Below are 11,784 nucleotides of genomic sequence, written 5' to 3' on the forward strand. Positions count from 1 at the left end.
GCCTCTCGCCCCGCCGGCCCGCCCGCCCTTCGCCGCGGATGGGCCGGCGGCGCCTGCGAAGCCGGTCTGCGCGTCCCGCGCGCCGATTCGTAAGCCCTGCCCCGCGCCCCGCGTTCTTCTCGTCATGAAGATTCCCTGTGGTCACGACCTGCGAGAACGCAATTGAGCGCAGCTCAGCGCCCCACCTCGTCGCGTCCCGCCGCGCGGTCGAGGCGCTATCCTAGGAGACACGCCACTGACACCAAGCTGACGGGGAACCACCACATGGCTTTCGTCCACCTTCACAACCACTCGGACTTCTCGATCCTCGACGCCGCTACCCGCGTCTCGGACATGGTCAAGCGCACCGTCGACCTCGGGATGCCGGCGCTGGCCCTGACCGACCACGGCTACATGTTTGGCATCCCGGACTTTGACATGGAGTGCCGCCGCTACAACGACGCCCAGAAGGACATGGGCCAGTGGCGCCACGACGTCGAGTGCTTCCAGAAGGGCTGGGAGCTCGAGGAACCCGAGCCGGACGCCCCTGACGCCGCCCCGCACGACCGCGTCCACGCCCAGTGGGCCTCCGACGTGCGCGTCTGGGAGCAGACCCACGACCTGGACGCCGTGCGCGCCAACCGCCCGAGCCTGCTGATTAAGCCGATCTTTGGCTGCGAGGCCTACTTCATCACGGACGACTGCATCGAGAAGGGCACCCGCCAGCATCGCTACCACCTGATCCTGCTCGCCAAGAACGAGACCGGCTACGTCAACCTCATGAAGATGATGAGCGAGGCGGCCTCGGGCGAGATGTTCTACTACTACCCGCGCACCACCCTCGACATGCTGCGGCGCTACCACGAGGGCATCATCTGCACCTCGGCCTGCGTCTCGGGCATCATCCCGCGCATGTTCTTCGAGGGCCGCGCGGACGAGGCCCGTCGCTGGGCGCTCGCCTACAAGGAGATCTTTGGCGACGACTTCTACCTCGAGGTCCAGGACCACGGCCTGGCCGACCCCAACTGGGGCGGCTTCACGGACCGCACCCTCTCCGAGCAGATCGTGAAGATGGGCGCGGAGCTCGGCATCAAGGTCATCGCCACCAACGACAACCACTACCTCACGCGCGACGACGCCCCCACCCAGGACGTGCTCAGCTGCATCGGCACGGCCTCCAAGCTCGACGACGCCAACCGCAAGCGCATGACCGGCACCGAGTTCTACATCAAGAGCGAGGAGGAGATGCGCGAGCTCTTCTCCTGGTGCCCCGAGGTCATCGACAACACGCTCGAGGTCGCCGACAAGTGCTCCTACGAGCTCGACTGGTCGCACATGTACCTGCCCAAGTTCCCGGACCTCGACCCCGGGGAGACCTCGGAGGAGCGCTTCCGCAAGGAGTGCGAGGTCGGCCTCGCGCGTCGCTACGGCGAGAACTGGCGCGAGCTCACCATCGGCGGCGAGAACGTGCGCGAGCGCTTCGAGTACGAGTACAAGGTCATCTGCGAGAAGGGCTTCGCCGACTACTTCCTGATCGTCCAGGAGTACGTGCGCTGGGCCAAGCGCAACGGCATCGGCGTGGGCCCGGGCCGCGGCTCGGCCGCCGGCGCCATCGTCGCCTACGCGATGGACATCACGACCTTCGACCCGCTCGACAACGGCCTCATGTTCGAGCGCTTCCTCTCCCCGCAGCGCTCCGAGATGCCCGATATCGACATGGACTTCGACGACGAGCGTCGCCTCGAGGTCGTGGAGCACGTCCGTCAGCTCTACGGCCCCGAGCGCGTCTGCCACGTCATCACCTACTCCACGATCAAGGCCAAGCAGGCCATCAACGACGCCGCCCGCGTGCTCGGATTTCCCGTCTGGCAGGGCCAGAAGCTCTCCAAGATGCTCGCCAACGACCCCAAGCTCACGCTCGACCACGCGCTGCACAAGTCCGAGAAGGCGCCCGACCAGTACTCCCCGGACTTCGAGGAGGCCTACAACAAGGAGGCCGACTCCCGCAGCATCATCGACGCCGCGCTCTCCATCGAGGGCCTGCACCGCGGCGAGGGCGTGCACGCCTGCGCCGTCCTGATCACCCCGACGCCGGTGAACGACCACGTGCCCACCAAGATCGATACCAAGGGCGGCGTCGAGATCACCCAGTACGAGGGCCACTCCGTGGCGGACATGGGCCTGCTCAAGATGGACTTCCTGGGCCTGCGTACCCTCACGGTCATCTCCAAGGCGCTCGCCAACATCAAGGCCAACCACGGCGTGGACATCAACGTCGACGAGATCCCCTTCGACGACCCGGAGATCTACAAGCTCATGCGCGAGGGCCGCACCGCCGGCGTCTTCCAGATCGAGTCCGCGGGCATGACCTCCACGATCAAGAACATGCGGCCGACCGAGTACAAGCAGGTCGTCGCCCTCATCGCCCTCTACCGCCCGGGCCCTCTGGGCGCCGGCATGGTCACGAGCTACATCAACCGCATGAACGGCCGCGAGGAGGCCGTCTCCTACGACCCGCGCCTCGACGACATCCTGGGCGAGACCTACGGCACGATGGTCTACCAGGAGCAGGTCATGAAGATCTCGATGAAGATGTCGGGGTTCTCGGCCGGTGAGTCCGACTCGCGCATCAGAAAGCCGGTGGCCAAGAAGAAGATCAAGCTCCTCACCTCGACGGTCTTCCACTGGGACGACGGCAAGGACGAGACGACCTACGACCACTGGATGAACGGCGCGGTCACCAACGGTTACAAGAAGGAGATCGCCCAGCGCATCTGGGACGACGTCCTGGAGTTCGCCTCCTACGCGTTCAACAAGAGCCACTCCGCGGGCTATGCCATTCTCGTCATGCAGACGGCCTGGCTCAAGGCCCACTACCCCAAGGAGTACATGGCCTCGGTCCTCACGTCCTACATGGGCAAGACCGACAAGATCGTGCACTACGTCACCGCCTACCGCCACGAGGGCGTGGCCATCCTGCCGCCCGACATCAACGAGTCGGGCCGCGACTTCACCGCCACCGCCGACGGCGTGCGCTTTGGCTTTGCCGGCATCCGCGGCGTGGGCGAGGGCGTGGGCGAGGCCATCATGGCGGAGCGCGATAAGAACGGCCCGTTCGCCAACCTCCACGACTTCGTGGACCGCATGGACACGGGCCAGGCCAACCGCCGCGTGGTCGAGGCGCTGATCTGCTCGGGCGCCTTCGACTCGACGGGCTACACGCGCATGCAGCTCATGCGCTTCGTCGACAAGGCCAACCCCGAGAACATCATCGACGCCGCGACCAAGCGCCAGAAGGAGCGCGCCGCCGGGCAGTTCTCGATGTTCGACCTCTTTGGCGACGTGGCGGGCTCGGGCTTTGAGAACACCGTCCCCGAGCCCGACGGCGTGGAGTGGGACCGCTCGGTCAAGCTCGCAAAGGAGCACGAGGTCCTGGGACTGTACGTCTCGGACCACCCGCTGCGCCCGTACGAGTACGCGCTCGCCAAGAACCGCGACTACACCATCGCCGACATCGAGGTCGCCGAGGAGGTCACGGACGCCTCCGGCGGCGTCCACGAGCGCTTCAAGGTGCCCGAGGGCAAGGTCATCCGCCTGGCCGGCATGGTCACGGCAGTGCAGAAGAAGACCACCAAGAACGGCGACTCCATGGCCATCGTCACCCTCGAGGACATGGAGGGCGAGGTCACGCTCGTGGTCTTCCCCAAGCTCTACAAGAAGTGCGCCTCGGCGCTCGCCGGCGAGGTCGACGAGGAGACGGGCGAGAGCTCGGGGGACGTCTTCGTGAAGGTGGAGGGCAAGCTCGAGCGCGGCGACCGCGGCAACCAGGTCATCTGCATGGCGGTCGAGCCGCTCGTGCTCGACGAGAAGTCCAACCGGCCCAAGGTCATGGAGGTCAACATCCCCGCGGCGCTGCTCACGCGGCCCTACATGGACAGCCTCGGGCAGATCCTCGGGCGCTATCCGGGCCTCGATCACGTGGAGCTGCGCGTGGAGTCGACCTCCGGCGACGTCATGCGCATGGAGCTTCCCACGCGCGTCGACGCGCGCAACATGGTCCTTCTCGCCGAGATGATCGACCTGGTGGGACGTCAGGGCAAGGTCCTCGTGGCGTAGGTGCCCCGCGGAGCTCGCCGCCCGCGCCCCCGTTCGCCCTTCTCGGTGTAAAAATGCGAGCCTATGGGTATCAATAGGGTATTGCGGCGCGCAGAGGGCGCCCGCGCACGAGAGAGGAACCGCCATGGCCGAGGTCAAGTTCTATCGCTGCAACCACTGCGGCAACATCGTCACCGTTGTGAGGGACGGCGGCGTCACGCCGAGCTGCTGCGGCGAGCCCATGGAGCTGCTCGTCGCAGGCTCCACGGACGCCGCCACCGAGAAGCACGTGCCGGTCGTGAGCAGAGACGGCAACCACATCGTCGTGAGCGTGGGCGAGGTTGCCCACCCCATGCTCGAGGAGCACTACATCGAGTGGGTCGCCCTGGCCACCGACGGCAAGCTCTGCCTGAAGCACCTCGCCCCCGGCGACGAGCCCTCCGCCAAGTTTGGGGCCTGCTGCTCGGCGGGCGGCACCGTCTACGCCTACTGTAACCTGCACGGCCTCTGGAAGGCCGAGGTCGACGCCTAGGCTAGACGCTGGCTTCGGGGCAGGATCCGGGCGGGGCGCGGGAGACCGGCCCCGCCTCCTTTGTGCCGCGGCCGGTCACGCCCGGGCGTGTGGCACAATTGAGCGAGAAGAGCGACGACTGGAGGGCGCATGAGAATCGCGATCGCCCAGATGGGCACGAGGGCGGGGGAGTTCGCCGCGACGGCGGCGCGCATGGTCGAGCTGTCCGAGCGCGCGGCGGGGCAGGGGGCCGACCTGCTCGTCTTTCCCGCGCCGGCGCTCTGCGGCGTGGCCCCCGTGAGCTACGCCGACCGCGAGGGGTTCCTGCTCGACCTCGCCGAGTGCCTGCTCGGGCTCGTCGACGAGCTGGCGTGCCCCTGCCTGGTGCCGGTGCTGGCCGACATCGACGGCGCGCCCCTCCCCGAGGCGATGCTGATCGCAGACGGCGGGATCGCCCCCGTCAGGCTGGCGGCGTACCTCCAGTCGGTCGCGGCGAGCCAGGGGTCCGGGGCGCCCGAGGCGCGGCCCCTGCCCGAGCTCGAGTTCGCCGGCGCGCGCCTGGGCGTCGCCTTCGACTACGACGACCTCGACGAGTACGACGAGTTCGAGTACGACGTCGACGTCATCGTCTACCTCAGCGGCTACGGGTTTGCCCTCGATGACGCGTCGAGCGCGCTCGGCAGCTCGCTCACCGAGGGCCGCTTCCTCGCCGACGCCGAGGCGACGGGCGCCTGGATCGTGGGCGTGGGTGCCGTGGGGTCCTACGACTCGCAGGTCTTCTGCGGCTCGAGCTTTGTCCTCGCGCCGTGGGGTGAGCTCGCCGCCCAGGCTCCGAGCCTTGAGGAGGCCCTGCTCGTCTGCGACGTCGACCCCTCCGCCGAGGGCCCGCTCGCCGCCCCGCTCACCCCCGAGGTTTACGACGGCACCCTCATGGCCTGGGGCGCGCTCTCCCGGGGCGTCTCGGACGCGTGCGCGCGGCTCGGGGCGCAGGGGGCCTGCGCGCTTCTCGACGGCAGCCTCGGCTCGCTGGTGACGTGCGCCCTTGCCACCGACGCCCTCGGCCCCACACGCGTGCGCGCGCTCGTGCTCGCCACCGGGGACGCCGTCGCGGACGACGCGTCCGAGCGGCTCGTCTCCGCGCTCAGGCTCCCCGCGGAGAACGTCTCGCGCCTCGACCTCTCGGGCGAGAGGGACCGCGCGCTCGCCGCCGACCTCGCGCAGGCGCGCCTCGCCGAGCTCGCGCGGCGGACGGGCTGCGTCGCGCTGGGGTCCGCCGACAAGACGGGCCGTGCCCTCGGCGACGGCGCCGGCCTGAGCGCGGCTGCGCTGAGCCCCCTCGCCGACGTGTATCGCTCCGAGGTCGTTGCCCTCGCGCACCTGAGAAACACCATCTCCCCGGCCATCCCGGCGGGGGCCTTCAGGCGCCTCGGCGTGCCTGAGGTGCCCGGGCTCGAGGCGCTCGCCTCCGACGAGGTGCGCCTCGAGTTCGTCGACCTCGTGCTCTCGAGCTACGTCGAGTGGGAGCAGCCGCTCTCCGACATCGTCGCCGACCACGGGCGTCCCGAGGCCGCCGCCGCCATCGTCGAGCTCATGCGCGCGGCCCAGGAGCGGCAGGGCATGGCCGCGAGGTCGGTCGCCCTCACGTCAAAGACGCTCTCGGAGGCCCGCGGGCCGATCGGGCTCGCCTGGTCCGACCGCGTTCGCGCCGACGACGAGCGCATACGCGTCGAGGAGGCCGTGGAGGCCCTCGCGCAGACGGGGGCGCTCGCGCCCGGGCGCCCGGACATCCCGGCGGTCTCCGAGCGCGATCGCGAGCGCGAGGTGCACGACCTTCTCGGCTACCTCAGGGACTTCTCCCAGGGCGGGGCGTTCTCCGGTCCCGCGCACGGGGCGCCTTCGGAGGGGCACGGCCGCCATCCGGGACAGGGCGAGGGCCCCCGGCCGCTCTGGGAAGGCCCCTTCTCCGAGAACTGACGCGACCCTTGCCAAGCCGTGGCCGTGTGCTATGATAGAACGAACGTTCTAGTAATGGCAGAAGGGGGCTCATGGTCATTCTCGGCATAGACCCGGGACTCGCCCACACCGGATGGGGCGTGGTCGAGACGCGCGGCCCCGTCTGCCGGGCGCGCGCCTACGGCTGCGTGACCACCACGGCCTCGGAGCCCATCGACCTGCGCCTCGGCCGCATCTACCGCAGGCTCAGGGAAGTGATCGAGAGGTACGGCCCCACGGAGCTCGCCATCGAGAGCATCTACTTCGGCGAGAACACCAAGTCCGCCATCGCCACCGCGCAGGCGCGCGGCGCCGCCATCGTGGCGTGCTCGACGGCGGGCCTCTCGGTGGGCGAGTACACCCCCATGCAGATCAAGCAGGCCGTGGTCGGCACGGGCGCGGCGGACAAGCGCCAGGTCATGTACATGGTGCGCACGGTCCTCGAGCTCGACCACGAGCCCCGTCCCGACCACGCGGCGGACGCGCTCGCCGCCGCCGTCTGCCACGCCAACTTCACCCGCACAAGGAGCCTCGAGCAGGCAAGGAGGGTTCTCGCGTGATTGTCCAGCTGACCGGCACGCTCGTCGAGGTGCTGCCCACTCATATCGTGCTCGACGTGGGCGGGGTGGGCTTTGAGCTCGGCGTGTCCTCGACCACCGCGGCGTCGCTGCCGCACGTGGGGGAGGCCGGTGTGACCGTGCTCGCGCGCATGGTCGTGCGCGACGGCTCGATGGAGCTCTACGGCTTCGCCACGCGCGAGGAGCGTGCCCTGTTCGACCAGCTGCGCGCCATCTCGGGCGTGGGCTCGAAGCTCGCCCTCGCCGTGCTCTCGACCTTCTCTCCCTCCGTCCTCGCCCAGATCGTGACCACGCAGGACACGGCGCGCATGGCGCAGGTCCCGGGCGTGGGGCGCAAGAAGGCGAGCCGCCTGATCGTCGAGCTCTCGGACGTCTTCTCCAAAAACGCCGAGCTCCGCGGCCTGGTTGGCCTCTCGAGCCCGGACGCGGCGTCGCTGCCGCTGGGATCTGTCGCGGCGGCGGGCGCCGGCGTGGAGGCGGACGCGACCGAGGCGCTGCTCTCGATGGGCTTCACCTCCCAGGAGGCCGAGCTCGCGCTCGAGGGCCACGCCGAGGCGGGGGCCGTGAGCGTCGAGCAGGTGCTCGCCTACGCGCTGCGGCGCCTGGGGAGTGGTAGATGATGTGGGAGTCGAGCGAGAAGGACCTCTTCGCCGGCGCGGGCGCCTCCGAGCGCCGCCCGGTGGGCCCGCGCGACGTCTCGGGCGAGCTCACGGTCGAGGACCTCGACCAGGACCGTACGCTGCGCCCGCGCACGCTCGACGAGTACATCGGCCAGGAGCGCGTCCGCGAGAACCTGCGCGTGCTCATCCAGGCTGCGCGCGACCGCGGCGAGGCGCTCGACCACGTGATCTTCTCGGGCCCCCCGGGGCTGGGCAAGACCACGCTCGCCGGCATCGTCGCCAACGAGATGGGCGCAAAGATGCACACCACCTCGGGTCCCGCCATCGAGCGTGCGGGCGACCTCGCGGCCATCCTCACCAACCTCGAGGCCGGAGACGTCCTGTTCGTGGACGAGATTCACCGCCTCAACCACCAGATCGAGGAGATCCTCTACCCGGCGATGGAGGACTTCTTCCTCGACATCGTGATCGGCAAGGGGCCGGCGGCGCGATCGATCCGCATCGACGTCCCGCGCTTCACGCTCGTGGGCGCCACCACGCGCACGGGGCTTCTCACCGGCCCGCTGCGCGACCGCTTTGGCATCTCGTACCGCCTGGACTACTACACCACCTCCGAGCTCGCCGTCATCGTGGGGCGCTCGGCGCAGATCCTCGGAGTGCAGATCGACGAGCAGGGCGCGGCGGAGATCGCCTCGCGCTCGCGCGGGACGCCGCGCCTGGCCAACCGCCTGCTCAAGCGCGTGCGCGACTACGCCCAGGTCAAGCGCGAGGGAACCATCACCTGGGAGGTCGCCGCGGAGGCGCTCGAGTTCTTCGAGATCGACGCGATGGGCCTCGACACGATGGACGTGCGCATCCTCACGGCGCTCTGCGAGACCTTCCGCGGGCGCCCGGTGGGGCTCACCACCGTCGCGAGCGCGGTCTCCGAGGACCCCTCCACCCTCGAGGACGTCTACGAGCCCTACCTGCTGCAGCGCGGTCTCATCGTGCGCACGCCGCAGGGCCGCCAGGCAACGTTTGCCGCCTTCGAGCACCTCGGGATCGAGCCGCCGTCACGATAGGCCAAGAAATCCCAGCTTCTGGGTTCTTCTCGCGTACAAACTAGGTATGATGGGCTTGACTTTGGGTGCGGGGGGAGGACTCCCTCGTGATGAAGGAGGACTTACGTGAGCGACTTTGTCAAGGCTGGGAACGTCTTCGTCGGGCAGAGCCTGGCCACGCGCGAGGACATGCTTCGCTTCATTTCCGACAAGGCTGCCGAGCTCGGCGTCACCGATGATGCCGACGCCGTCTATCAGGCGTTCGTTGCCCGCGAGGAGATGGGCGAGACCGGCATGACCGACGGCTTCGCCGTTCCGCACGCCAAGTCGACCGCCATCAAGGAGCCGGCCGTCATCGTGGTCAAGAACGACCACGCCATCGAGTGGCCAAGCTTCGACGACAAGCCCATCGACGTCGCCATCTCGCTGCTCGTCCCGGACGACGAGGCGGGCACCACCCACATCAGGCTCCTCTCCAAGACCGCCGTCCTTCTCATGAAGGACGAGTTCAAGGCGTTCGTCCGCGACACCGACGACGCCGAGGCCATCGCCGCCGCCGTGGAGGCCGGCATCGAGGACTAGGCGAGGCCGCAGGCGTTCACCCGAGGGCCCCGCCTGGCATGCCGGTGGGGTCTCGTCACAAGGAGGCATCACATGTTCAAGCAGGCAACCGACAGGCGTGTCGCCGTCCTCATCGCCCCGGGGCTCGAGGAGATCGAGGGCCTCACGGTCGTGGACCTGCTCTTCCGCGCGGGCATTCCGTGCGACACCGTCGCCATCACGCCCGAGCGCACGGTGACCTCCTCCCACGAGGTGACCATCGTCTGCAAGCGCTCCATCGACGACGACGGCTTTGCCTTCGACGACTACGACATGCTCGTGCTGCCCGGCGGCATCCCCGGCACGCCCAACCTGCGCGCCTGCGAGCCGCTCTGCGCGGAGGTCGTCGCCCGCGCCGAGGCGGGAAGGCCGCTCGCCGCCATCTGCGCCGCCCCCTCCATCTTTGCTGAGCTCGGGCTGCTCAAGGGTCGCCGCGCGACCTCCAACCCCGGCTTCCAGCACGTGCTCGCCGAGCAGGGGGCGGAGCTTCTCGCCGACGAGCCCGTCGTCGTGGACGGCAACCTCATCACGAGCCAGGGCGCGGGGACCGCGATGCCCTTTGCGCTCGAGATCGTCCGCCACTACCTCGGCGACGAGGCCGTGGAGCGCGTCCGCGCGGGCGTGGTCCTGTAGGGGGCGCGGTGGGGGAGACAGGGCTCACGCATCGCGACTACGCCGCCTTCGCGCGACAGACGCCCGAGGAGATTGCCCGTGCCTGTGAGGTGCAGGTCTTTCGCGCGACGGGACCGGGCGGCCAGGGCGTGAACACGACCGACTCCGCGGTGCGCATGCGCCACGTCCCTACCGGCATCACCGTGGTTTCGCGCGAGAGCCGCAGCCAGCTGCGCAACCGCGAGCGCTGCGTCGAGAAGATCCTCGAGATCTGCCGGCGCCGTGCCCGCCCGCCTCGGCCGCGCAAGAAGACCCGCGTTCCCGCCTCCCAGAAGCGCAGGCGTCTCGATTCCAAGCGCGCCCGCGGTCAGGTCAAGCAGCTCCGTCGCCGCGTGGACGGGGAGTAGGGCCGGCAGAGGTCCCGCTGACGTTGTGCGCACCCTCTTGCGTTGTGTACACCTTCCTGCGTTGTGCGCACTTCTCGACAGCTCGTCTACCTGCACATCCGCCGAGAAGGACGTCGAGGACCGTGTACACGACGCCGAACGGTGTACACAACAAAGCGGAGATGTGGGCTCCCGCCCTCGTCAATGGCTTCCCGTCTCACCGCGCGAGCATGCGTCGAACGCCCGCCATGCTCGATATCTCCTCAAGGACGTCGATGAGCTCGTCGCTCTGGTAGAAGTCGCCCCGCCGACGCGTCCCCAGGGGACGTAGCATCCCATACCCGCACGCTCTCGCGACCAGGGTCGAGGCGGCACGCGAAGTGATTTCCAGACGCTCCGCGACATACGCGACGGTCACAACAGGCTGCTCTGCCAGCAGAGGAGGGAGACGCCAGATGGCCGATCCGGCGCGCTCGGCTATGGCGGACTTCCAGCCTTCCATCACACTGTCAATGAGAGCAGAGACGTGACCGCCGATGACGAGGGCAAGCTCGAGCGCGCTCAGCACGCTCTCCACTATGGGCAGGTAGTCGCCACCCTGATAGGCCTCAATCGACTCCATGTAGGCGTCGACGTCGTGGAGGAGCCCTGCGGAGACGGGAAGCGTGGCGCGCGTGAGCACGCCCTCGTTCCTGAGAATACGGTGGAGAAGGACTCTGCCCGTGTGCCCGTTTCCGTCGATGAATGGATGGATTGTCTCGAACTGAGCGTGAGCGACCGCCGCCTTGGCAATGGGACTAATGTCATCCCTGCCGACAAAAGCGACAAGATCCTCAAGACAGCCCATGATTCGACTTGGGGCGGGCGGAACGAAGAGCGCCCCATGCGGGCCGTATGCCGTCCCGCCGACCCACACCTGCTCGTCTCGCAGCTCTCCCCTAAACGACGCACCCGTCGGCTCGATCAAGGAGCGATGGTTGGCCTTGACCTGATCGATCGAGATATCCGACGGCAGTCTGAGCGCCGCGCGCATGGCCGCGACATTACCCTGAACGATGCGCGCATTGGCCGGAGCGTCGTTCGAGAGCTCGGCAAGAGCGATATCGCGGACGCTCGAGGTGAGGTGCTCGATCTGGGAACTTGCCGCGGACTCGCTTCGCAGCAGGAGCGCAGGCAGGTCGTAGCCACGTCGTAGCCTGTGCCTCGTCAAAGCGGGCGAGCCTCATCAGCAGGTCGTCAATGCGTGCCGAGGCGGCCTCCGGAACAGCTGGGCTGAGATTGGAAATAGAGGCTGGAATGGACGCCTGGTAGGTCGCGGACATCCTCCTGCGGGCGCTTCGGGGGATGAGGTCCCTCTCGTTTGGATCGATA

At 68.6% G+C, this 11,784-nt stretch carries 9 protein-coding genes and 1 pseudogene; 9 read left to right on the top strand and 1 reads right to left on the bottom strand.

Features of this window, described 5'->3' with window-relative positions:
- The first annotated feature begins 264 nt into the window (after positions 1–264).
- From dnaE to NW198_RS01740, 9 genes and pseudogenes are all read left to right on the top strand, one after another.
- A complete protein-coding gene (dnaE, locus tag NW198_RS01700) occupies positions 265–4,095 on the top strand; it encodes a DNA polymerase III subunit alpha (RefSeq protein WP_258339762.1) in 3,831 nt (1,276 codons plus the stop codon).
- Positions 4,096–4,219: 124 nt separating this feature from the next.
- Positions 4,220–4,606, top strand: coding sequence for a desulfoferrodoxin (locus tag NW198_RS01705; protein WP_087313206.1), 387 nt, complete (start codon positions 4,220–4,222; stop codon positions 4,604–4,606).
- Positions 4,607–4,735: 129 nt separating this feature from the next.
- Positions 4,736–6,559 carry a nitrilase-related carbon-nitrogen hydrolase gene (locus NW198_RS01710; protein ID WP_258339763.1) on the top strand — a complete coding sequence of 608 codons (1,824 nt, stop codon included), beginning with the start codon at positions 4,736–4,738 and terminating at the stop codon, positions 6,557–6,559.
- Between the two features lie 71 nt (positions 6,560–6,630).
- The gene (gene ruvC, locus NW198_RS01715) at positions 6,631–7,137 is read left to right on the top strand and encodes a crossover junction endodeoxyribonuclease RuvC (RefSeq protein WP_087313202.1); all 507 of its coding nucleotides are present in this window, start codon (positions 6,631–6,633) and stop codon (positions 7,135–7,137) included.
- Complete coding sequence (gene ruvA, locus NW198_RS01720; RefSeq protein ID WP_258339764.1) at positions 7,134–7,775, top strand: Holliday junction branch migration protein RuvA; 642 nt, start codon at positions 7,134–7,136, stop codon at positions 7,773–7,775. Before ruvC ends, ruvA begins: the two co-directional genes overlap by 4 nt.
- Positions 7,775–8,836 carry a Holliday junction branch migration DNA helicase RuvB gene (gene ruvB / locus NW198_RS01725; RefSeq protein WP_258339836.1) on the top strand — a complete coding sequence of 354 codons (1,062 nt, stop codon included), beginning with the start codon at positions 7,775–7,777 and terminating at the stop codon, positions 8,834–8,836. The genes ruvA and ruvB overlap by 1 nt, the downstream gene beginning before the upstream one ends.
- Positions 8,837–8,941: 105 nt before the next feature.
- Entirely contained in the window at positions 8,942–9,397 is a 456-nt protein-coding gene (locus NW198_RS01730; protein ID WP_258339765.1) for a fructose PTS transporter subunit IIA, read from the top strand.
- Positions 9,398–9,469: 72 nt separating this feature from the next.
- Positions 9,470–10,048 (top strand): DJ-1 family glyoxalase III, encoded by a 579-nt coding sequence (locus NW198_RS01735; protein ID WP_258339766.1) that lies wholly within the window; start codon positions 9,470–9,472, stop codon positions 10,046–10,048.
- An 89-nt stretch (positions 10,049–10,137) separates the two neighbouring features.
- Positions 10,138–10,434, top strand: a pseudogene (locus NW198_RS01740) (peptide chain release factor-like protein); the annotation flags it as partial.
- A 196-nt stretch (positions 10,435–10,630) separates the two neighbouring features.
- Here NW198_RS01740 and NW198_RS01745 read toward each other — a convergent pair.
- Positions 10,631–11,623 (bottom strand): Fic family protein, encoded by a 993-nt coding sequence (locus tag NW198_RS01745; protein WP_258339767.1) that lies wholly within the window; start codon positions 11,621–11,623, stop codon positions 10,631–10,633.
- Positions 11,624–11,784: the final 161 nt, after the last annotated feature.

The organism is Thermophilibacter sp. ET337 (assembly GCF_024733715.1).
GTDB lineage: Bacteria > Actinomycetota > Coriobacteriia > Coriobacteriales > Atopobiaceae > Thermophilibacter.